The sequence below is a fragment of the Corallococcus sp. NCSPR001 genome, from assembly GCF_017309135.1.
GTDB lineage: Bacteria > Myxococcota > Myxococcia > Myxococcales > Myxococcaceae > Corallococcus.
Genome location: NZ_JAFIMS010000002.1, coordinates 4208849 through 4230967 on the forward strand (window position 1 = coordinate 4208849; position 22119 = coordinate 4230967).

General features: G+C 70.8%; 16 protein-coding genes. 7 read left to right on the forward strand and 9 right to left on the reverse strand.

Annotated features, from left to right (window positions below; genetic code table 11):
• Positions 1-161: 161 nt before the first annotated feature.
• From JYJ93_RS19135 to JYJ93_RS19145, 3 genes are read right to left on the reverse strand one after another with little or no spacing between them, the layout of a single operon-like run.
• Positions 162-1214, reverse strand: coding sequence for a type VI immunity family protein (locus JYJ93_RS19135; protein WP_347402698.1), 1053 nt, complete (start codon positions 1212-1214; stop codon positions 162-164).
• Entirely contained in the window at positions 1159-1893 is a 735-nt protein-coding gene (locus JYJ93_RS19140; RefSeq protein ID WP_206793322.1) for a hypothetical protein, read from the reverse strand. The genes JYJ93_RS19135 and JYJ93_RS19140 overlap by 56 nt, the downstream gene beginning before the upstream one ends.
• Positions 1877-2830, reverse strand: a complete 954-nt coding sequence (locus JYJ93_RS19145) for a hypothetical protein (RefSeq protein WP_206793324.1) — start codon at positions 2828-2830, stop codon at positions 1877-1879. Before JYJ93_RS19145 ends, JYJ93_RS19140 begins: the two co-directional genes overlap by 17 nt.
• A gap of 78 nt (positions 2831-2908) precedes the next feature.
• On the opposite strand from JYJ93_RS19145, the gene JYJ93_RS19150 reads away from it, so the two are divergent.
• A complete protein-coding gene (locus tag JYJ93_RS19150) occupies positions 2909-3754 on the forward strand; it encodes an MnmC family methyltransferase (RefSeq protein WP_206793326.1) in 846 nt (281 codons plus the stop codon).
• On the opposite strand, the gene JYJ93_RS19155 is transcribed toward JYJ93_RS19150, so the two are convergent.
• Together JYJ93_RS19155 and JYJ93_RS19160 are read right to left on the reverse strand one after the other, a co-directional pair.
• Positions 3705-4322 carry a DUF2378 family protein gene (locus JYJ93_RS19155; RefSeq protein WP_206793328.1) on the reverse strand — a complete coding sequence of 206 codons (618 nt, stop codon included), beginning with the start codon at positions 4320-4322 and terminating at the stop codon, positions 3705-3707. The genes JYJ93_RS19150 and JYJ93_RS19155 overlap by 50 nt on opposite strands.
• Positions 4323-4401: 79 nt before the next feature.
• The gene (locus JYJ93_RS19160; RefSeq protein ID WP_269013135.1) at positions 4402-5361 is read right to left on the reverse strand and encodes a LysR family transcriptional regulator; all 960 of its coding nucleotides are present in this window, start codon (positions 5359-5361) and stop codon (positions 4402-4404) included.
• Between the two features lie 124 nt (positions 5362-5485).
• Between JYJ93_RS19160 and JYJ93_RS19165 the strand changes: the two genes are divergently transcribed.
• The 3 genes from JYJ93_RS19165 to JYJ93_RS19175 all read left to right on the forward strand — a co-directional run bounded on the left by JYJ93_RS19165 (position 5486) and on the right by JYJ93_RS19175 (position 13912).
• Positions 5486-6379 carry an NmrA family NAD(P)-binding protein gene (locus tag JYJ93_RS19165; protein WP_206793332.1) on the forward strand — a complete coding sequence of 298 codons (894 nt, stop codon included), beginning with the start codon at positions 5486-5488 and terminating at the stop codon, positions 6377-6379.
• A 336-nt stretch (positions 6380-6715) separates the two neighbouring features.
• On the forward strand, positions 6716-10969 hold the full coding sequence (locus JYJ93_RS19170) for a kelch repeat-containing protein (RefSeq protein ID WP_206793334.1): 4254 nt from the start codon (positions 6716-6718) through the stop codon (positions 10967-10969).
• Between the two features lie 174 nt (positions 10970-11143).
• Complete coding sequence (locus tag JYJ93_RS19175; protein ID WP_206793336.1) at positions 11144-13912, forward strand: bifunctional acetate--CoA ligase family protein/GNAT family N-acetyltransferase; 2769 nt, start codon at positions 11144-11146, stop codon at positions 13910-13912.
• Positions 13913-13943: 31 nt separating this feature from the next.
• Here the strand turns inward: JYJ93_RS19175 and JYJ93_RS19180 are convergent, their stop codons facing one another.
• From JYJ93_RS19180 to JYJ93_RS19195, 4 genes are all read right to left on the reverse strand, one after another.
• A complete protein-coding gene (locus JYJ93_RS19180; protein ID WP_233587830.1) occupies positions 13944-14759 on the reverse strand; it encodes a hypothetical protein in 816 nt (271 codons plus the stop codon).
• An 18-nt stretch (positions 14760-14777) separates the two neighbouring features.
• Positions 14778-15608, reverse strand: a complete 831-nt coding sequence (locus JYJ93_RS19185; protein WP_206793338.1) for a hypothetical protein — start codon at positions 15606-15608, stop codon at positions 14778-14780.
• 60 nt (positions 15609-15668) lie between these two features.
• Entirely contained in the window at positions 15669-17312 is a 1644-nt protein-coding gene (locus JYJ93_RS19190) for a serine/threonine-protein kinase (RefSeq protein WP_206793341.1), read from the reverse strand.
• Positions 17313-17460: 148 nt separating this feature from the next.
• The gene (locus tag JYJ93_RS19195) at positions 17461-18093 is read right to left on the reverse strand and encodes a DUF4142 domain-containing protein (RefSeq protein WP_206793343.1); all 633 of its coding nucleotides are present in this window, start codon (positions 18091-18093) and stop codon (positions 17461-17463) included.
• Between the two features lie 327 nt (positions 18094-18420).
• Here JYJ93_RS19195 and JYJ93_RS19200 point away from each other — a divergent pair, with 327 nt between their 5' ends.
• The 3 genes from JYJ93_RS19200 to JYJ93_RS19210 are packed head-to-tail and all read left to right on the forward strand — an operon-like array spanning position 18421 to position 22115.
• The gene (locus JYJ93_RS19200) at positions 18421-19470 is read left to right on the forward strand and encodes a hypothetical protein (protein WP_206793345.1); all 1050 of its coding nucleotides are present in this window, start codon (positions 18421-18423) and stop codon (positions 19468-19470) included.
• A complete protein-coding gene (locus tag JYJ93_RS19205) occupies positions 19467-20015 on the forward strand; it encodes a hypothetical protein (RefSeq protein ID WP_206793347.1) in 549 nt (182 codons plus the stop codon). Before JYJ93_RS19200 ends, JYJ93_RS19205 begins: the two co-directional genes overlap by 4 nt.
• A gap of 3 nt (positions 20016-20018) precedes the next feature.
• A complete protein-coding gene (locus tag JYJ93_RS19210; RefSeq protein ID WP_206793349.1) occupies positions 20019-22115 on the forward strand; it encodes an OmpA family protein in 2097 nt (698 codons plus the stop codon).
• Positions 22116-22119: the final 4 nt, after the last annotated feature.

Here is a 22119-nt window from a genome sequence, read left to right on the forward strand (position 1 = left end):
AGCCTGCTCCAGACAGCGCGTTGTGACCGCATCGATGAAACCCCGATCCGCGAGGGCTGGCGCGAACACGACCGTCGGCCCGCCGCTCGACGTAAACACTCCGGGTTGCGGATTATCAGTGCGCCGGGTGCTGGGGCAATGCGTGAAAAAATCCGGCGCGGTTACCCGTCCCGTGGGTCGTAGCGCTTCTCGGGAGGGGCCTCCAGGAAGCGGCGCCACCACAGACGGGCCTCCTCCTGGGTGTAGCCCTCGAAATTGTTGAAGGGAGTGGAGGGCAGGAGCCACGGCTCCAGGAACCGGGCCAGCTCCCGATACGCCGGCAGCGTCTCACCCCACTTCGTGTTCCCCGCGAGCGGCGCGGGGCCCAGGCCAATCACGGCACGGCCTCCGGTGAGCTCCTGGACGGAAGTCTCCGGGTGGCTCAGGTGCGAGCGGAGCGCCTGGATGCCGCCGACGGTTTCGAGGAGGGGCGGGCCCAGGAAGTTCAGCCAGTGGATGCCGTCCACTCCTTCTCCCATGCCCCACGTGCTCTCCCGTGGGACATCCCAGCCGGGATGCTGGACCAGTTGCTCCTTCAGGAGGGGAAGGAGTTTCGACCTGCCACGGGTGAACGAGAGCGACAGTCCCGCATGGCCCGTGCTGAAGGGAAGAAGCCTCGCCAGCGACAGCGCCAGCTCACGTGCCTTCTCCGGCCCTTGCTCCTCCAGATACTGCATGGGGACCTTCACGCTCAGAACGCTGTATTCGGACGAAGGTTTTCGCCAGGGAAGCCGGGAGCGGAAGCTGAATTCATAACCACTGGGGTCCGACTCTCCACCGATGAGATGGATCCACGTGTCGAAGCCCCGCTTGGTCAGCGTGCGGAACCAGATGGAGTCTTGCTCCATGTCATCCAAGGGCTCAAAGCGAGACCTCTCGACATGGCGCCGCGCCTCCTCCCAGAACTCAGATGTGAGTGGGAAGGCCGCCTCACTGATGTCCGGGTCATAGCCCGTGGTCAGCTTCTCAGGCGCATGCCCAATGGCGTTGAGAAACAGGTCCAGAGACTGTCTCGCGTATGGAGCAAGTGGGCCGTGGTCATGCGGGAGGTAGAACACGACGCGCAGGACGAGCTGGACCCTGGGGAGTGTCGTGGCGAAGTGTTCAGAGAGCGTGTAGCTACTCACGAATGATCCCGAACTGAGGTGTGATGATGGCGGGATTGCATTGTCCATCAAGGTTTACATACCGATTCATCTGAACCCTTGTATTTGGAACCGAAAGTGGGTCGCTCTTTCGGTCCTTGAGGCATGGGAACTTGAAGTCGAAGACGCATTGGACCTGATCCGGCCGACCCGAGGCATGAAGGACGATGTCAGGCTTCATGAGGTCAGAGGGTTGTCCTGCCTTGCTGGCACGGACCACGTAGCTTGGCTCGATCGATACGTTGTTGGGGAAGAGCCGGAGGATTTCGCGCCGCACGCATGCGAAGGCAACGTCGTGCTTCATTGTCCCAAGCTCGGCCTGTCGTCGTATGGGATCGCCGTGCTTGTCGTAGCCCACCACACGCAAGCACTCCTTGTCGTCCGGGTATTTCCCCTCGCCGTACTCACGTTCATTGACGATGAAGTTCGCTTCCTTCGCGCACTCCACCAACAGGTGCTCGATGCGGGCCACGTCCGCCGCCTCCAGGAGCTTCAGCGTCGCGCCCGCGCCGGCCGCGGCCCTGACGGCCTTGTCCACCCACGGGAGCAACGCTTCGTCCCCCGGCTGCGTGTAGCAGGTGGGATTGCGCAGACAGCCGCTGGTCGCGGAGTCGGTCGTCTGCGCGTACCGCGCCGGCCCCGAAGCGCACGACACACTGAGCAGTGCCACCAGCACCCCCAGCAGGCGCCGCTCAATCATCGTCTTCACCCGCGTCGTGCGCCGCCGCGTTGAACAGGCCGAAGCCTCCGGCCTCCTCACTGGAGATGTCCGCGCGGCGCAGGGCAGGGGAGTCCTGGGTCTGTCCCACCGCCATCCACCGGGGCGCGGCCAGCAGCACGCCGCCCCTCGGCAGCTCCGGCAACAGGTGCTCCAGATCCCCGAGGATGAACTCCGCGTGCCCCACGTCCTCCGGCTCCGGCAGCCCCTCCGGGGGATGCCATGCGCCACCGTCCAGGTGCCCGAAGGGGAAACTCCCCGTGCCGCTCGCGCCCCCGTACCCGCCCTCCAGCAGTTGCCGCGTCCGCGCCTCGCCCCCCGTCACCGCCGGCAGGCACACGCGCGTCAGCCAGTCCCAGGTCGCCGCGCCCTGCTCCACGGGCCAGTCCAGCTCCACCGTGTCATCCGCCTTCGCCAGCAGCGCATCGATGTACGCACACGCCGCCCGAGGCCCCAGCACGCCGCCCCGGCGCGCCTCCTCCACCGCCGCGGGCCACAGCTCCTCGCGGTAGTAGTGCGCGAAGTAGAACCCCGGCTCGTCCCACTCCGGACGCACGCCCCGGGGCAGCTTCGCCAGCACCAGCCCGCTCGACAGGTACGCGGGCCCCGTGGCCCGGGGATGGAACTGGCTGAACGCCAGCCGGAACACCCGCACCGCCAGCCCCGCCTCCTCCGTCGCCTCCATCCCCTCCGGACACCCCGAGCGCAGGTGGAAGTCGTCGAAGCGCAGGAACACGTCCACCCCCATGCCCACCGCGTTCTGACACAGCGACTCCAGGCACACCGCCAGCGGATGCCCCGCTTTCACGGGGGCTTCCCACGCCGCCGCCAGCACCGTGCGCGTCTTCGCCTCCACCCGCAGCGACAGCCGCGCCCGGCCGCCCTCGAATGGAGCCTCCCCGTGCCGGACGTCCTCCCCGTGAAGCACTCCCCGATGTTCCTGCCCTGGAGTCGTCATGCTAGGCACCCATCCTTTCCCACACGTCCCCTCCAGGCCAGGAGCCCCATGTCCGAGCCCTCCCATCCGCGCGACGGCGACTTCGAGCTCGTCACCCTGCGCAACGGCCACCGCGCCGTGCGCCACCTGGGCCATGGCGAGGTCATGCACCCCGCGGTAGGCCCGTGGCAGGAGGCCCTGCGCCTCTACGTCGACCAGCCCGGCCTCGCGGACCGCCTGCGAATGCCCGGCCCGCCGCTCGTCATCCACGACGTGGGCCTGGGCGCCGCCACCAACGCCGTCGCCGCGCTCACCCGCGCCCGCGAGCTGGGCCCGGACCGCGCCCGCGACCTGCACATCGTCAGCTTCGAGGTGGACCTGGCCCCCTTGAGGCTCGCGCTCGCGGACGCGGAGGGCTTCCCCTTCCTCCAGCCGTTCCGCGAAGCCTGTGAGAGCCTCATGAAGCACGGCGCGTGGAGCGAGCCCGGCATCCAGTGGACCCTCAAGCTGGGGGACGCGGTGCCCTTCCTGGACGCGGAGCTGCCCCCGGCGGACCTCGTCTTCTTCGACCCGTTCTCACCCGCGTCCAACCCGGACATGTGGACCGAAGCCGTCCTCGCCCGGGTGCGCCGGCACTGCCGGGAAGACGGAGAGGGCGCCCTGCTGATGACCTACAGCGCGGCCACGCCCACCCGCGTCACGCTGCTGCTCGCGGGGTTCTACGTGGGCGCCGGCGCTTCCACCGGCACCAAGGGGGAGACCACCGTGGCCTCGACCCGCTACGAATCCCTGACCGCCCCGCTGGGGCCCCGGTGGCTCGCGCGCTGGGAGCGCTCGTCCTCCCGGGCCCCGCACGGAGGCAGCCTCACGCCTGAGGTCGAGCGTCGCCTCCGGACCCATCCCCAGTGGCGCTGAGCGCCCCTTCCGAGGGGGCCTCGCTCCAGCGCAGGTGGAACGTGGCCGCCGTGCCGTCGAACTCCTCCGGCAGCGCCACCACCCGCCAGCCCCCGCACAGCGCCACCGCGCGCGCCAGGAGCCCCGCAGCGAACGTCGGCTGGTCCGCCAGCACGTCGTTCATCCAGAGCTCCAGCGACGTCGCGCCGCGCTCCACGATTTTGACTTCACTGAAGTTGTTGCCGGCGCGAAAGCCCAGGTCCGCCCGCAGCAGCATCCGCCGGGGACCGGCCAGGCGGCCCACGCCCAGCAGCGCACGGCCAAAGAACGTCCCGAAGTAGGCGTCCATGAAGCGCTCGCCCAGGGAGTAGTACGCGGCCTCCGCCGGCACGCCGCCGTAGACGTGCCCGGCCGCGATGCGCAGGAACTCCCGCCACTGCTCCAGCGAGTAGGTGCGCTCCAGCTTCTTGTCGAGGTCCAGCCCAGCCCGCTTGAGGTGCTCTCGGCACGCGGGCGTCAGGCGATTCTCCAACGCGCGGACGAAGAGCGCCTCGACGGTCTGGGCGAAGACAAGCTTCTCAGGATTCATGGGGAGCACCCTACACGAAGCCCCCCATGCGATGCTCCCCCACCTGTGTACTGACGTTCAGTGTCGCGCCCCCCGAGTGTCAGGAAGCTGGCGCGCGCCGCACCCTTCGTGAACTCCGGGTGTTTTCAGACCCTGTGTTGACGGACCGCGCCACCAGTCCGCGCAGCCACTGGTGCGCGGGGTCTCCGTCGAAGCGCTCGTGCCAGACCTGCAGGATGTCGAAGGCGCGCAGGGGGAGGGGCGGGGGGAACACCTGGAGCTCATACGCGTCCTTGAACGCGGCGATGAGGCGGCGGGGCGCGGTGAGGACGTGGTCCGAGCGCGACACCGCGAGCGGCGCGATGAGGAAGTAGGGCACGCGCACGGCGATGCGGCGCGGGGGCAGGCCGCGCTGGGCCAGGGCCAGGTCCACCGCGCCCACGCCGTCGCCCTTGGGGCTGATGAGGATGTGGGACAGCTTCAGGTAGGTGTCCACGTCCAGCGTGCGGCGCACGGTGGGGTGGTCCTTGCGCACCACGCAGACGAAGTCCTCGGTGAGCAGCTTCTGCTGGCGCAGGCCCGGCGCGGACGGCACGGGCGCGACGATGATGGCCAGGTCCACCTCGCCCGTCTCCAGGTGGCTGGCGAAGGTGTTGCTGTCCACGTGCAGCACGGTCAGGTCCACGCCGGGGGCCTCGCGGCCCAACAGCTCCAGCGCGCCCGGCAGCAGCACCGACCCGAAGAAGTCGCGCGTGGCCAGGGTGAAGCGGCGCTTCGCGGTGGCGGGCGCGAACGCGGGCTCGTCGCGCAGGGCCCGCCGCAGCTCCGCCAGTCCCCGCTTGAGCGGCGCGGCGAGTGCTTGCGCGCGCGGCGTCAGCACCATGCCGCCCCGGCCGCGGATGAGGAGCGCGTCGCCCAGCAGCTCCCGCAGCTGCGCGAGCGCGTGGCTCATCGCGGACTGGGTGAGGCCCACGCGCGCGGCGGCGCGGGTGACGTGCACCTCGTGCAGCAGCGCGTCCAGCGCCACCATCAGGTTGAGGTTGATGCCGGAGAGGTCCACCTCCTTCAAGGAGGGCGCTGGGGTTTCATGAACGCGGCGCATGGGTGCATGCATAGCATGCAGTGGCCTCATGGGGCGCGCGGGGGCACTGTTCAGTCCATCTCGCTGTCGCTGGAGGCACCCCATGTCCATCGTCATCAACACCCCGAACGGCAACATCGGTCGTCCCCTCGTGGAGAAGCTGCTGAAGGCGGGCCGAAAGGTCACCGTCATCTCGCGCACGCCGGAGAAGGTGGCGGACCTGGTGAAGCTGGGGGCGAAGCTGGTGCAGGGCTCCATCGACGAGCAGGCCACGCTGGACGCGGCGCTCGCGGGCGCGGAGGCGCTGTTCTGGCTGTCTCCGCCCGCCATCCGCCCGGACTTCCACGACTGGGCGAAGGCCAACGGCCAGCGGGCCGCGGAGCGCGTGAAGGCGCACGGCGTGAAGCGCGTGGTGATGCTCTCCAGCGTCGGCGCGCAGAGCGGTGCGGGCACGGGGCCGGTGTCCGCGATGAAGTCCATTGAAGAGGCCTTCCAGGCGGCGGCGCCCGACGTCGTCAGCCTGCGCGCCGGCTTCTTCATGGAGAACCTGCTGCGCGACGTGCACGGGCTGGCGAAGACGGGCGCGCTCTTCAGCGCGAACCCGGAGACGCAGGCGTTCCCCATGGTCGCCACGGCGGACATCGCGGCCAAGGCCGCCGAGGTGCTGCTGGATCCGTCATGGACGGGCCACCGCTACGTGGGCGTGCACGGGCCCCAGGACCTCACCTATCCGGAGGTCGCCAGCATCCTCACCCAGGTGCTGGGCCAGCCCGTGAAGTACGTGCGGGTGGGGCTGGAGGACCTGCGCAACGGGATGCTGGGCGCGGGCATGCCCGCCTTCGCGGCGGACACCTTCGTGGAGATGTACCGCGCCATCCAGGACGGGCGCATGGCGTCGGCCGAGCCGCGCTCGAAGGAGACCACCACGCCCACCACGCTGGCGGAGTTCGCGAGCACCGTGCTCAAGCCGGCGGTGGAGCAGGCGCGCGCGTCCTGACGCCAGCGTCTCCGGGCGTGGGGACCCGGGTACAACGTGACTGGTCTTGTCTGGGATTGAGAGCCTGAGAATCCAGGGGGTTGGGTCCTGGCCTGGGGATTGCGTTGAGCGCGGGCCATTGCGCTCAACACCATCCCGTCCGGCACGAGCGCCGCCGTGTGTGCCGGGCTGACAGGCGTGCTCGACATGAGAAGACCGGTGGTCGTGTGGCTGTGCCTCCTTTTGGGGGTGACGGCGTGTGACGGTATTGCCTCACGTCCGCGCGAAGAGGTGGGAGTCACTTCGGAGTCACGGCTCGGAGCAAACCCAGGGGCCGCTGAAGCCCGGAGCGCGGCGGTGCGAGCGTGGCGGGAGGCGCCGTCCGAAGCCGGGGCCCGCGCGTTGGCGCATGCGTACTTCCCGGAGTTGGCTCCCGGTGGTGACGCTCCAGCCGAAGCGCCGCCGTCGGCACTGCGCGTGACGGTGCCCCCGACGGCCACGGGGACGCTGGAGGTGGAGACCCGGGGCCTCACTTTCCGCGCGAGGCGGCACGGCGTGGAAGGGCTGGGCGCCCCGTTGAAGGACCGCGCCGCCGCGCCGCACTTCTGGGCGCAGGTGGGGGCGCGTTCGACGGACGCGGCGGGCCGCTGGGTGACGTCCCGCGTGGAGGAGTACGACGTCGCGCCGGAGGGCGCCGCCGAGCACCGCGTGCGCTACACGGTGGAGGTGCCCGAGGGCATCGTCACGGTGCGCGACCTGGGGGACTATCTGGAGTTCGCGGACGCGCACGGCGTGCCCCAACTGCGCATGCACACGCTGGTCGCGCGGGACGCGGAGGGGCTGAGCCGCGAGGGCACGGTCCAGTTGCTCGGCGCGGTGCGGGTGCCGGGCGCGGGGCCCGCGCGCTACGCGCTGTCAGGGCGCAACCTGGACGTGGCGATGGCCGTGGACCTGCGCGGGATGCAGGGGCCCGTGGTCGTGGATCCGGGCTGGTCGTCGACGGGCAGCATGTCCACGGCCCGCCGCTATCACACCGCGACGCTACTGCCGTCCGGCAGGGTCCTGGTGGCCGGCGGGCATACCAGTGCCTCCGCCATGACGCCGAGCGCGGAACTCTTCGACTCCATGACCGGGACGTGGAGGGGCGTCACGCGTCTGGCGGGCGCCCGGGCCGGGCACACCGCGACGCTGCTTGCGTCGGGTCGGGTGCTCATCGCAGGTGGCTCCTTCGCGAGTGCCCCTGTCGCCACGACGGAACTCTTCGACCCTGAATCCGAAACGTGGAGTCCCGCGGATGTCTTGACCACGGGCCGTTTTTTCCACACCGCGACGCTGCTGTCCGACGGCCGCGTCCTGGTGGCAGGAGGACGCGGTGACACGACCACGGTGCTTGCCTCCGCCGAGGTCTTCAATCCCGAGACGGGTGCCTGGTCGCCCGCTGGCGCCATGTCCGTTGCCCGAACGTATGGCACCGCGACGTTGTTGCCTTCGGGGCAGGTTCTGCTCGCTGGCGGGAACCTCGCCACCGGCGTCACCGACCTCTTCAATCCGGTCACGGGGACGTGGAGCACCACGGGCGCCATGGTGAATGCCCGCAGGGAGCATACCGCGACCCTGCTGTCCGACGGGCGGGTGCTGGTCGCGGGAGGAACGGCTACGGACTCCTACTTCCAGATGATCGCCGCCTGCGAGACGTATGACCCTGCCACGGGGCGTTGGACGGCCACGGCGGCCATGCCCGCCGCGCACAAGTGGCACACGGCCACGGCGATGCCGGATGGCCGGGTGCTCATCGTGGGTGGCGTCGACAGCCAGACCGCCGGCTGGGCACTCGGAACGAACGCCACGGAGCTCTACAACCCCGTGACGGGCACCTGGCAGCGCGGGGGGCTGCTCCAGACCGCGCGAGGCAACCACACCGCGACCCTGCTGCCGTCAGGCCGGTTGTTGGTGGCGGGCGGCTACTTCTTCACGACCAACAGCAATGACACCAACTACATGAATCACCCTGAGCTGCTGGAGTCTTCGGGGCGTTGGGTCTCCGAGGCTCCAGGCGTCACGCCCCGCGTGGATCACACCGTGACGCCGCTTCCTTCCGGTCAGCTGCTGATCACCGGAGGACGGGATTCGACGGGTGCGCTCGCCTCCTCGGACCTCTACGACCGCGACAGGAAGCAGTGGGGCGGGGCCGCGTGGATGCTCAGCCCGCGCACCCAGCACACCGCGACCCTGCTGCCCTCGGGCCGCGTGCTCGTCACCGGAGGTTCGGATGGCTTCGCGCCCGTCTCCGAAGCGGAGCTGTATGACGCGGCCTCCAGCCAGTGGCTGCCCGCGGGCCGGATGTCCGTGGAGCGCGCGCGGCACACCGCGACGTTGCTGCCTTCCGGCAAGGTGCTGGTGACGGGCGGCGCGAGCTACTACGGCGTCCACGACACCGTGGAGCTGTATGACCCGCGCAGTGGCTTGTGGACCGCCGCGAGCCGCATGGCCTCGCCACGCGCTTCGCACTCCGCCACGCTGCTGCCCAACGGCAAGGTGCTGGTCGCGGGCGGCACCAACGGCACCGCGCCGCTCAACACCGCGCAGGTCTACGATCCCGCCACGGACACGTGGAGCGCCGTGCTCACGATGAACACCGCCCGGGAGGACCACACCGCGACCGTGCTGCTCTCCGGCAAGGTGCTGCTCGTCGGCGGCCTCACCACCGGCGGCGGCGCTACGCCTGAAGTGGAGCAGTACGATCCGGGCCTCAACACCTGGACCCGGCTCGCCCGGCTGGGTGTTCCGCGCGCGGGACACACCGCGACGCTGCTGCCCTCCGGCGACGTCGTCATTACCGGTGGCCACAGCGGAGCGGAGAGCTACTTCAACAGCGTCGAGCGCTTCGAGGCATCCACGGCCGCCTGGGACTACCTGACCCCCATGGTCGTGGCTCGCGCGGGCCATACCGCGACGCTGCTTTCCTCGGGTGAAATCCTCGTGACCGGCGGACGCAGCAGCACGGTGCTGGCCTCCGTGGAGTCCCTCGACCCCGTGACCGCGGTGGCCTCCGCGCGGCCCACGCTCGACGCGCCGCGCATCCTGTCTCCCGGGGCCCCGTTCATCGCCACGGGCACCCGTCTGCGCGGCGTCTCGGAAGGTGGCGGCGGCAACACGAACGCGTCCTCAAGCGAGGCCCCCCTGGCCCGCCTGGTGAACGTGGAGAGCGGCGCGGTCTCCTGGATGAAGGGCGTGACGGGATGGCAGGACGGCAAGCAGTTCTCCGCGCGCGCGCCCACCGTGGCGGCCGGACAGTACCTGCTGCTCGTCACCGTCCAGGGCGTCACCGGTGGCCGCATGGTGCGCGTCACCGACGAGAACGCCGCCCCCGTCGCGCTCAACGCCTCCCTGTCCGTGTCGAAGAACACGCCTGTCGCCGTGACGCTGTCTGGCGCGGACGCGGACTCGGACTCGCTGACGTACGCCATCGTCCAGGCGCCCCAGCACGGCACGCTGTCCGGCGCGGGCGCATCCCACGTCTACACGCCCCAGCCCGGCTACAGCGGCGTCGACACGTTCACCTTCCGGGTGAGCGACGGCGTCGCGGACTCCAACCTGGGCACCGTGACGCTGCGGGTGAGCAACTCCGTCCCGGTGGCGCTTGCCTTCGCCGTCACCACCTCCAAGGCGAAGCCCGTGCAACTCACGCTCACCGGCCGGGACAACGACGGCGACGCGCTCACGTTCCGGGTCCTCACCCAGCCCACGCGCGGCACGCTGTCCGGCACCGCGCCGGACCTGACGTACACGCCCAACGCGGGCCACACCGGCACGGACTCCTTCACCTACCGGGTGAATGACGGGACCACCGACTCCTGGCCCGTGACCGTGACGCTCGGCACCGTGAACCTGGCCCCCGTGGCCCGGAGCGCGTCGCTCACCACCGTGGTGGGGCAGGGCGTGCCCGTCACCCTGGAAGCCACCGACGCGGACGGCGACACGCTGACGTACAGCGTGCTCCAGCTCCCCGCGCACGGCACGCTCTCCGGCACCGCGCCCCACGTCATCTACACGCCGCAAGCGGGCTACGAGGGGCCGGACACCTTCACCTTCCAGGCGCATGACGGCACCACCGCGTCCGTTCCCGCCACGATCACCGCCACCGTCGTCGCGCAGGTGCCCCACGCGCCCGCCGTGCCCGTGCTCCGCGCGCCTTCCGACACCGCGCTCGTGCCCTCGGGCGACGTGACCTTCACGTGGGACGCCTCGCTGGACCCGGAGGGCGATGCGGTCAGCTACCGCCTGGAGCTGAGCCGCGACGGCGCCGTCATCGCCTCCCTCAACGCCGCGGGCACGACGCTCACGCTGCCCGGGACGCTGTCTCCCGGCACGTACACGTGGCGCGTGGAGGCGCAGGACTCTCAAGGGCACCGCAGCGGCTTCTCCCCGCCCGCGTCCTTCAGCGTGGTGTCGGCCTCGTCGTGGCGGATGAGCGGTGGGCAGGGGCTCGAGGAGGCGGAGAACGCGCCCGGCGGCTTCGCGTGCTCGGCGGGCGGCGCCTCGGGGTGGGCGCCATGGCTCGGGACGCTCGTCGTGCTCGGCTGGGGCTTGCGGCGCCGTCGCGTCCGTTAGCGGGGTGAGGCCACGGACGCTCCGCTCCGCACGCGGGGCGTCCGACCGTTCGCTCGCATCAGGAACAGGAGGGGGAGACGTCCGCTGCCCCGTCCCCTTCCTCACGACTGGTGCACGATGGGGGCCTGCCGGAGATTGCTCCGGTACGGTCACCCCACGGAAGAAGAGCGCACCATGGACGAGCAACGCCCCGCCAAGCCCCCGGCCCGGACGGACCCCTCCATCGACCTGCTCCACCAGCGGACCCGCCAACCGCTGGAGGTCATCTTCTCCCCCCGCAGCGTCGCGGTGGTGGGGGCGAGCGAGCGCCCCGGCAGCGTGGGGCGCACCGTCCTCTGGAACCTCATCAGCAGCCCGTTCGGCGGCACCGTCTACCCGGTGAACCCGCAGCGCCCCAACGTGCTCGGCATCAAGGCGTGGCCGTCCCTGCGCGCGCTGCCGGAAGCCGTGGACCTGGCCGTCATCGTCACCCCCGCGAAGTCCGTGCCGGCCATCATCCGCGAGTGCGCGGAGGTCGGCGTCAAGGGCGTCATCATCATCTCCGCGGGCTTCAAGGAGACGGGCCCGGAGGGCGCGAAGCTGGAGCAGGAGGTGCTGCACATCGCCCAGGCCGCGAACCTGCGCATCATCGGCCCCAACTGCCTGGGCGTGATGCGCCCCACGAGCGGCTTCAACGCCACCTTCGCCAAGGGCATGGCCCGCCCCGGCAACGTGGCCTTCATCAGTCAGTCCGGCGCGCTGCTCACCTCCATCCTCGACTGGAGCCTGCGCGAGGCCGTGGGCTTCAGCGCCTTCGTCTCCGTGGGCTCCATGCTGGACGTGGGCTGGGGAGACCTCATCGACTTCCTCGCGGATGATCCGATGACGCGCTCCATCCTGCTGTACATGGAGTCCATCGGCGACGCGCGCGCCTTCCTGTCCGCCGCGCGCGAGGTGGCCCTCACCAAGCCCATCATCGTCATCAAGGCCGGCCGCACCGCGCAGGCCGCGCAGGCCGCCGCGTCCCACACCGGCACGCTCGCCGGCAGCGACGAGGTGCTCTCCGCCGCCTTCCGCCGCGCGGGCGTGCTGCGCGTGGACTCCATCGAGGACCTGTTCCACATGGCGGAGGTGCTGGCCCGCCAGCCCCGGCCCTCCGGCCGCAGGCTCACGCTGCTCACCAACGCGGGCGGCCCCGCGGTGCTCGCCACGGACGCGCTCGTGTCCGGCGGCGGAGAGCTGGCCGTGCTGTCCGACGACACCCGGAAGCAACTGGACGGCTTCCTGCCGCCGCCGTGGAGCCACGCCAACCCGGTGGACATCCTGGGAGACGCGGACGCGGAGCGCTACGCGAAGGCCCTGGAGACCACCGGCGCGGACCCCAACAGCGACGGCCTGCTCGTCATCCTCACCCCGCAGGACATGACGGAGCCCACCCAGACGGCGGACCGCCTCAAGGGCTACGCGAAGCTGCCCGGCAAGCCCGTGCTCGCCAGCTGGATGGGCGGTTCGGAGGTCGCCGCCGGCGAGCGCATCCTCAACGACGCGGGCATCCCGACGTTCGGCTACCCGGACACCGCGGCGCGCGTCTTCAACTACATGTGGCGCTACTCGGACAACATCGCCGGGCTCTATGAGACGCCCACGCTGGCGGAGGAGCCCACCGGCGGAGGCCGCGACGTGGCGCGCGCCCTGGTGGACGAGGCCCGCGCCTCCGGCCGCACCCTCCTGTCGGAGTACGAGTCCAAGCGCCTGCTGGCCGCCTACGGCATCCCGACCGTGGAGACGTGGCTCGCCACGTCGGAGGACGAAGCGGTGGAGAAGGCCCTCCCGCTGGGCTTCCCCGTGGTGCTCAAGCTGCACTCGCTCACGGTGACGCACAAGACGGACGTGGGCGGCGTGCGGTTGGACCTGCGCGACGAGGCGCAGGTGCGGGAGGCCTTCCGCGCCATCCGCGACGCGCTCGCGGAGCGGGGCCTCCAGGACGCGTTCGACGGCGTCACCGTGCAGCCCATGGCGAAGCTGGACGGCTACGAGCTGATCCTGGGCAGCAGCCTGGACGCGCAGTTCGGGCCGGTGCTGCTCTTCGGCGCGGGCGGCACGCTGGTGGAGGTGATGCAGGACCGGGCCCTGGGCCTGCCGCCCCTCACCACCACGCTGGCGCGGCGGATGATGGAGCGCACGCGCATCCACCACGCGCTCAAGGGCGTGCGCGGCCGGGCCCCCGTGGACCTGGGCGCGCTGGAGCGGCTGATGGTGCGCTTCAGCCAACTGGTGGTGGAGCAGCCCCTCATCCGCGAGCTGGACATCAACCCGCTGCTCGCCTCCGGCGAGCGCATCATCGCGCTGGACGCGCGCGTGGTGCTGCACCCGCCGGACGTCCAGGCCGCGTCGCTGCCGAAGCTCGCCATCGAACCGTACCCGCACCAGTACGCGAAGATGCTCACGCTGAAGAACGGCGAGCAGTTGCTCGTGCGTCCCATCCGCCCGGAGGACGAGCCCGCCATGGGCCGCTTCCACCAGGCCCTCTCCGAACAGACGGTGTTCATGCGCTACGCGGGCCTGATGAAGCTCAGCCAGCGCGTGGCCCATGAGCGCCTGGCGCGCATCTGCTTCAACGACTACGCGCGGGAGATGGCGCTCGTCGCGGAGAGGCCGTCGCCGGACGGGAAGGGTGGGGGAGAGATTCTCGCGGTGGGCCGGCTCACGCGCCTGCGCGGCACGAAGGACGCGGAGTTCGCCATCACCGTCAGCGACACGGCCCAGCGGCTGGGCCTGGGCACGGAGCTCTTGCGGCGGCTGGTGGATATCGGGAAGGACTGGGGCCTGCGCCGCATCGTCGCGGACATCCTCGCGCGCAACCGCGGCATGCAGGCCGTCAGCAAGAAGCTGGGGTTCACGCTCCTGGAACACGAGGAGCTGGCCCCGGACATGGTCAAGGCCGTGAAGGTGCTCAACGGCTGACCGTGCCCGGGGCTCCCCGGGGCTTACGGGACTACACGTCGTCGCAGGGCGTGCCCAGCCGCGCGCCCGTGTAGACGCCCAGCTCGTTGTAGATGAAGGGCAGGTTCTCACCCACCGGCACCGCGCGCAGCTTCTGGCGCTTGCTCTTCACCACCCAGAACGACGGCTCCTCGCGGTCCACCACGAGGCGCAGGTCGCCGCCCTGCGTGGAGAAGATCTCTCCCTGCGAGTCGGTGACGACGTTGAGCATCTTCTGCTGCTTCACCTGGCCGCGCTGGCCCGTGAAGATGCGGAAGCTCTTGTTGTCCGCCCCGATGCCGCGCTCCACCAGGTAGTAGACGCCCTTGTCGTCGCGCAGCAGCGCGTACGGCTGGAACTTCACCGGGCTGGGCTGGTAGGCGGCCTTGCGCAGGAGCTCCTTGGCCTGATCCGCCGGCACCGGCTGCTGCGGCAGGGTCTTCTCCCCGCAGCTGAGCGTGCACGTCTTCAGGTCCTCGCTGAGCTTCAGATACGAGACGACCCGGTAGTCCATGCCGCGGAAGTTGTCGTTGGCCTTGGGGTTGAAGAAGCGGGGCTCGAAGAAGCCGCCCTCCGTGGCGTTGGGGTAGCCCACGGGCGCCACCTGCGTGAACGTCTTGCCGTCCCCGTAGTACAGCTCGCCGTCGTGCTCGGGCGTCTGGGGCAGGAGGACCGTGTAGTGGCCCTTGCCGTCCGCGCAGACCTTCGCGGACTCCAGCACCATGCGGTCGCGCAGCTTCTCCTCCTTCTTCCAGGGCGGATCCAGCGCGAGCGCGGCTTGCGGGGCCAGGACGAGCCCCAGGGCGATGACCATGTGTCGAAGCGTCATTGTCGGTGGGCTTTCGTTCTAGAGGGTGTCGGTGAAGAAGGAGGTGGTCGCGTCCGGCTGGACCGTCTCACCGGAGGTCACGGTCCAGATGACCTTCTGGGCCTCCAGCTTCAGCGCGGCCTTCGCGTCCATGCGGCACTCCACCGCCTGGAGCTTCTGCTGCACGGTGCGCTTCGCCTCGTCGGAGCGCTCGCACAGCTTCTGGAGCGACTCCAGCGGGCCCACGCAGTAGCTGCCGAAGGAGATCTCGTTGATCTGCGCGTCCGTGATGGAGTCCCAGGCCACGGTGGACGTCAGCTTGGAGCCGCACGCCTTGTTCGTCTCCGCCAGGGCCTCCGCCAGCTGCGTCTCCGCCTGGTTCGCCCAGAACTTGCGGTCGAACGCGAGCATCGCCTGGTACTTCTTGTCGCCCTCCAGGTCCTGGTAGCGCTCGAAGACCTTCTCCACCTTCAGCGAGCCCGTCTTGCCCGTGTCCGGCTTCAGGTGCGTGTAGCCCGTGTGGTTCACGCCGCTGAAGATGAGGTCCTCGTAGCCGCCCCGGTCCTCCACGGAGACGAAGCGCTGCTTGCGGCCGCGCCACAGCGTCCAGTACTCCGTGGCGCGCCTGTCCCGGCCCACGGAGGCGACCAGCACCTGGCCGTCCAGCTCGCTCTTCGTGCCGTCGAACGCGACCAGCGCCTTCTTCGCGTCACCGGGCTCCAGCGCGATGAGGGTGATCTTCTCTCCGGCCTCGTTGGAATACACCTTGCCGGTGGCGGGCTTCGTCCCCGCCACCTCGCTGTCGGGCCGCACGCCCCGGGTACACCCCAGGGACAGCGCCACGACCCCCACTGCCAGTAGCACTCTCACGACGACTCCTTGGAATGCGGGCGCGCCCCCACTCTGGAGTTTCCGCGCGCCCGGACGACCCTACAGGTCGATATCGTACTGCGAACAGTATTGTCGGACCCTTGGACGTTCCGTTGCCGGGACGCGGGTCCATTGCGCCCGCGCGTTCGCCAGGTCGTGCTGCTGGCAGTACACGCGGGTGAGCAGTGAGAACGACAGGCCGGTGATCTTCGTGCGCTGGCTGCGCCGGATGTGACGCAGCGCTTCCGCCGTGTTGGACGCGTCCAGCGCCTTCTGCGCCGACGCCAGGTCCTCGCGCACGCTGTCCGGCATGGACTCGGGGGCCCCGCGCGGCTTCGGCCGGGCCGTCACGGCGGTCGGCTCCGCCGTGGGCTGCCGGGGCTCCTCCGGCTCCGTCGGCTGCGTCTGCTGGGGCTCCGGGTCCACCACGGGCTTCTTCGCGTCCTCCGGCGGCGCCACGACAGCGGCGGACGGCGGGGTGACGGGCGCCGCGGGCCGGGCTTGAGGCTGGACCGGCGGATTCACCACGACGGCGGCGGGCGGCGCCACACCCGGGCGCTTCCAGAAGAAGGCGACCGCGAACGCGATGATGACCGCCATCCCCACGGCCACGGCCACCGGCCACTTCGGGCGGGCAGGGGCCAGCGGCTGCGCGGGCAGGGACTCCGTCTGGGGTCCGGAAGGAGCGTGGGGGCGCATGCCCACCGTGGGGATGTGCTCCTCACGGTCCAGCGGACGCGGCACGGACTGCGGGGCCGTGGACGGGGTGGGGCGCGAGCGCTGCTCCGGCTTCATCTCCGCGAGCGTCTGGAGCGGGCTGCCCGTCAGCTCCAGGATGAACGCGCCCACGTCCGGGTGGCGGTCCTCCGGCTTCTTCGCCATCGCGCGGGCGATGGCCGTCACCACGTGCGGCGGCGTCCCGGGCGCCAGCGTCAAGAGCGGCGGGGGCTCCAGGTGGACGATCTGGTAGATGAGTTCCGCGACGTTCTCGCCGGAGTAGGGCGGCCGGCCCGCGAGCATCTCGTAGACGATGCAGCCGAACGCGAAGAGGTCCGTGCGCGCGTCCACGTTGCTGTTGTGGCCCATGGCCTGCTCGGGGGCCATGTACTGCGGCGTCCCCATCAGCACGGAGTCCAGCGTCATCACCGTGCGCGCGTCCACGAGCTTGGAGATGCCGAAGTCGAGCAGCTTCACGCGCTCGCCCACGACGCCGCCCGCCTCCGTGGGCACGAGGAACACGTTGCCCGGCTTCAGGTCGCGGTGCACCACGCCCGCGCGGTGCGCCGCCTGCAACGCCGCGCCCATCTGCCGCGTGATGGAGAAGACCTCCTCCAGCGGCAGCTGCTTCTGCTTGCGCAGCCGGCGCGACAGGCCCTCGCCGCGCAGGTACTCCATCACCATGAAGGGCGTGCCGTCCTCCAGGGTGTCGAAGTCCAGCACCTCCACGATGTTCGGGTGCCCCAGCCGCGAGGCGATCTCCGCCTCCCGCCGGAAGCGCACCGCCACCTCTTCCGACAGCGCCTCCGCGCCGTGCAGCACCTTGATGGCGACCTGCTTGCCCGGCAGGCGCAGGTGGCGCGCGAGGAACACCGCGCCCATGCCGCCCTTGCCCAGCACGGTGCCAATCTCATACGTGGAGCGCAGGACCCGGCCCGTCGTCAACGGCTCACTCTGCGCGGAGGTCGGTTCGGTTGGCTTTTGCATCGGCGGTCCAAATTCCTACTAAACCGGGCCGACACGATTGGAAAGCACCTGGGTCGAATCCTCCCCCACAGGTCGTGCGAATGCGCCCGGGCTCTCAGGTTCTGAGAGCCCGAGCTGTATTTTTATCCAGGGACGGAAAGCGCTCCCGCTACGGCGTGGCGGGTGGGAGCACGAGGGGTGACTGGAGCGCCGTGGCCGCGTCGATGTGCATCTGCACGGCCTGCCGCTCGCTGGTCGCCTCCTGGGCGAGAGCCGGGTTGGTGATCTGGGGCGTCAGCAGGCTGTCGGCGAGGAAGGCCACGCGCGCGTGCGCGGTGAGCTGCGCGCTGATCAGCGCCAGGTCGCGCGCGGCGCCCGCGGGCGGCGCGTTCGGGCCGCCGAGGACCTCCATCAGCTGCTGGACCTCCGTCTGCAATTGGAGGCTCAGCGGGGAGTCCTCGGGCGTGATGCCTTGGGCCGCGAGCACCCCGTCCAGCCGTTGTTTCACGGCGGTGTGCTCCGTCACCATCTGGTTGTTGAAGTCGATCACCGCCTGCTCGGTGGCGAGCGGCGCGGCGTATTGGCCCAGCATCACCTCGCCCTCGTTGGCCACCTGCAGGACGCGGGCGATCTGCGCGTCGGTGAGCGTCAGCATCACGCCTGCGTCGGTGCCCGCGTCCGGGACCTGCTGCTGTGGCACATCCTGCGGCGCAGGATCCTTGTTCGCCTCACTTCCGCAGCCGTAGCCCAGCGCCAGCGCTCCCGCCAGCAGCGTCCCCATCCAGAATTTCGCTGTCCGCATGTCCAAACCCCCCGTGAATGTCGCGGGGGCAGGATGGGGAGGCCCTCCAGCCATGGCCATGCGCGCTTCAGCCGTTGCCACTGTGCCCGTGAGCACAGACCGGGCAGGCAGGGCGCCAGGCGCGACCCGCTGGCCCAGACCCACCCGGATGTTTCACGGGCATGTATCAGCCCGCGTCATGACGGAGCAGGTTGGATCCAGTGCGGCGAGCAGGCATTTCTCAGACATTGAAAAACGCATCGCACGTCGCGCATCGTTGACAGTGAAACACCGGATGGTGTCTCGTGTTTTCAGATGAACGGTTCACGGCGAGTCACTGTTCTCTCCTTGCACCAGGGGTCCGCGAGCATCGTCCGCGCCCTGGTGCCCCACTTCGATCTGCCTCCCGCGGAGCTCGCGGCGAGGCTGTTCCGCGCCCCCGCGGTGCTGGCCGGGGGCCTTCCGGAGGACGTCGCCCGGGGCCTGTCGGAGGTGCTGGGCAACGCGGGCCTGCGCGTGGTCGTGGAGCCGGATGACGCGCCCCTTCTTCCTCCTCCCGGGCAGACCTACGACGTGGCGCTGTACCTGCGTGACGGCGGGCGCTTCCGTGAGGTCTGCACGGAGCTGGCGGCCGTGCTGGGCTGTCCCCTGGCGGACGCCGCCGCGGCGCTCTGCGCCACGCCGCCCACGGTGCTCGGCTCCGTCTCCCAGGCCACGGTGGACGCGCTCCGGGAGCGCTTCGCCCCGCTGGGCGCGGAGGTGGACGCCAGCCATCCGCCCACCGCCCGCTATGACGTCTTCGCCACGGAGGTGGTCAGCCTCGCGGGGGTCCGCTCGGTGCTGGAGGGGCAGGGCGTGACTCCGGGGGAGCCGCCGCTGGTGGCCCGGGACCTCTCGCACGCGCAGGCGGAGCGCGTGTGGCGGGAGCTGGGCGCGCGGGGTGGGGTGCGGTTGTTGGATCACGCCTTCCAGCGCTTCGACGTCAGCCTCCTGGAGGCCCCCGCCGACGCCGGCTTCCCGGAGCTGCTGGTGCGTGAGACGGGCATGCCCCCGGCGCTGGTTCCGAAGGTGCTCAAGCGGCTGCCGGTGGTGCTGCACACGGGGCTGTCGCGCGCGGACGTGGTGGCGCGCACCGCGCCCCTGGAGGCCGCGGGCGCGAAGCTGGCCGTGCAGCTCATCAACTTCCGCAGCTTCCGCCTGACGGTGGAGGAGTCGAAGGACCCCGCCGTGGCCGCGGAGCTGCTGGCCCCGGCGCTGGGGCTGCAAGCCAACGAGGCGCGCACCGCGCTCTCGCGGCTGCCGCATACCTTCCAGGCCACGGTGGGGGACACGCGCGCGCGCTGGCTCGTCGCGGAGCTGCGCGCGCGGGGCACGCGGACCTCCCTGGTGTCCCAGTGAGCTCGCTCGCGCTGCACTTCCGCGTGGCGGAGCAGGGCAAGGTGTTCGCGCTGGCCGGCCGGCATGACGAGGCGCTGCGCCACTACCGGGAGGCGCTGCGGCTGGCCGCGCTCCAGGGCGGCTCCGACGTCTGCCAGCGCCACTATGCGTGGTGCGTGCTCGAGTCGCTGGAGCGCTCGGGGGCCCACGAGGCCGTCATCTCCTTCTGCCAGCGCGTGGAGGCCCACTACCAGCAGCAGCCTCCCACGAGCGACCTGGCCCGCCAGGACCTGGCCGCGCACCACGAGCGGCACGGCCTGGCGCTGGCGAAGCTGGGGCGCCTGGCCGAGGCGCGCACGCGGCTGGAGTCCGCGGTGGCGCTGGCCGGCGCCGGGCGGCTCCCGCTGTCGGAGCGGGTGCTGGGCTGGGCGCGCACCGGACTGCACGTGGACGCGCGCCGCATCACGCTGGAGCAGGACCGTCACGCCTACTGGGTCGTCCGTCCCGACACCGTTCGTCCCGACGTCGCCGTCGCACTTCCTCCCGTCGCCGCACCCTTGGGGTAGACCATGCCGAAAGCAGGGAAGATCCTCGCGGATCTCAACATCTCCGATTTCATCCGGGACATGGGGCTCGCCATCGCCGAGGCCCAGACCCAGCTGGACACCAACAGCGTGGATCAGACGCTGCGCATGGGGCAGACCGTCCTGCCGGGCATGACGCAGAACCTGCTGGCGCTGGGGCTGCGGCCGGCCTTCTACCACTTCCAGTACGCCGACCTGGAGGTGAACCTCAACGTCTACTACTCGACCACCATCGACGTGGGCGCCAACTTCAACTACGACAACGAGAACGAGTCGAGTGAGTACAGCCTCGAGACGTCCTCCGCCAGCGGCAGCGCCACCCTCACGGTGCAGGACGGCGAGGGCATCCCCCCCTACGCCTGTCTGGCATTGGTGGCCAACGCGCCGGGCCACCTCACGGTGGGCACCACCAGCTACGCGCTGGACGGCGGCGTGGGCCCCAACAGCAGCGGCCTGCCGGTCACCCGCCAGGACACGCTGTGGGAGACGGCGCAGGAGCTGCTCGTGGCCCTGCGCAACAACTCCGTCTGGACCAACCAGGCCGCGGGGGACCTGCAGGGCGTCTTCATGGACTGGGAGATGCAGTCGGGCGTCACCGCCAGCACCAACCGCCCGGACCTCTACGCCATCAACCGCTCGGTCATCACCGTGCGCACCTCGCCGCAGGCGGCGCCCGGCGACAACCTGGTCATCGCGCGGCTGGGCAGCGTGACGCCCGCGCCCGCGCTGCTGCTGCCGGCCACCAACGGCACGCGCTACACCAGCACCGCGGCGACGGTGGGCGCGGCGCTGGCGGACATCGGGCAGCAGGTGGACCCGGCCGCCTTCCTCGTCGTCTCCGGCGCTGACTGCAACCGGGCCATCTACTTCGACACCGACATCCACGACGTGCCCACCACCACCTACGGCACGGACCGCGAGCCCTCCGCCATCCTCGACGCGGTGGCGGCGCTGCTGGCGGAGCACCCGTCCGCCTCGCTGGACCTGGAGGGCTGGGCGGATCAGCGCACGCCGCCGGCCCCCGGCTACAACCAGCGCCTGTCGCAGCGGCGCGCGGACTTCGTCCTGAGGGCGCTGACGTCGCGGGGCGTGGCGGCCAGCAGGCTCAAGGCCCGGGGCATGGGCGCGACGGTCGACTTCAGCAGCTCCGACCTGGCGGCCAACCGGCGCGTCGTCTTCCATTTCTCCGGCGTGCCCGCGTCGCTGGTGGCCCGCACCGGCGCGGCCACGGCCGCCTTCGACCCCACGGGGACGGACCGCGAGGCCCGCATCGTGCCGCGCACGCGCGCCGCCGCGAACGCGCCCACCACGGCCGTCGTCACCTTCCGTGGCACGGACTTCACCCAGGGCACCGCCTCCCAGGGCACAACCTTCGCGGTGGGCGCCACCGCGGAGTCCACCGCCGCGAACCTGGCCCGCGCCATCCGCGACGCCAACGCCAACACCGCCTTCGGCGCCTTCGCGCGCGGGGACCGCGTCTACCTGTACGGCACCGGTGACCACGCCCTGTTCACCCTGTTCGCGCGCACGCCCACCGCGCCGGCCCTGTCCGCAGCGGGCTCCATCCGCGTGGCCCGCCGCTTCGGCGACGGCCGCCCGCCGGCCTCGCCCCAGCCTCGCGACACCGTCGTCATCGACAACGTGCAGCTGGTGGCCGTGGAGACCGGCGTCGCCCCGCAGCCGGGGCAGTTCACGCTGGGGGTGACGGCCGCGGACACGGCGCGCAACCTGGCCGCCGCCATCACGGCGGGCTCCAGCTCCGGCGTACTGGCCGCGGGCCTCCAGGCCCAGTCCGCGGGCAACATCGTCACCGTCTCCGGCCCCTCCGGCACCATGCTGGGCACCAGCAACCCCGCCGCGTTCCTGCTGTCGGCCAACCGCATCGCCGGCAAGCCGTCCGCGGACCGCGAGGAGAGCTCCGAGCGCGAGCTGCGCGCCCTCAACGTCGATGCGCACGCTTCGGTGAAGTACGAGATGAGCGTGTCCGGCAGCTCGACCATCAAGGCCCGCCTGGTGGCGGTGCCCGCGCCGCCCCAGTTCCTCCAGGCCATCGGCGACTACCTCGAACGCTGGTACCCGTAAGGAG

Coding starts and splice junctions, on each gene's coding strand:
- JYJ93_RS19135 (WP_347402698.1), bottom strand. CDS start 1,214: ATGGACAATGCAATCCCGCCATCATCACACCTCAGTTCGGGATCATTC.
- JYJ93_RS19150 (WP_206793326.1), top strand. CDS start 2,909: ATGTCCGAGCCCTCCCATCCGCGCGACGGCGACTTCGAGCTCGTCACC.
- JYJ93_RS19155 (WP_206793328.1), bottom strand. CDS start 4,322: ATGAATCCTGAGAAGCTTGTCTTCGCCCAGACCGTCGAGGCGCTCTTC.
- JYJ93_RS19165 (WP_206793332.1), top strand. CDS start 5,486: ATGTCCATCGTCATCAACACCCCGAACGGCAACATCGGTCGTCCCCTC.
- JYJ93_RS19175 (WP_206793336.1), top strand. CDS start 11,144: ATGGACGAGCAACGCCCCGCCAAGCCCCCGGCCCGGACGGACCCCTCC.
- JYJ93_RS19180 (WP_233587830.1), bottom strand. CDS start 14,759: ATGACGCTTCGACACATGGTCATCGCCCTGGGGCTCGTCCTGGCCCCG.
- JYJ93_RS19190 (WP_206793341.1), bottom strand. CDS start 17,312: ATGCAAAAGCCAACCGAACCGACCTCCGCGCAGAGTGAGCCGTTGACG.
- JYJ93_RS19195 (WP_206793343.1), bottom strand. CDS start 18,093: ATGCGGACAGCGAAATTCTGGATGGGGACGCTGCTGGCGGGAGCGCTG.
- JYJ93_RS19210 (WP_206793349.1), top strand. CDS start 20,019: ATGCCGAAAGCAGGGAAGATCCTCGCGGATCTCAACATCTCCGATTTC.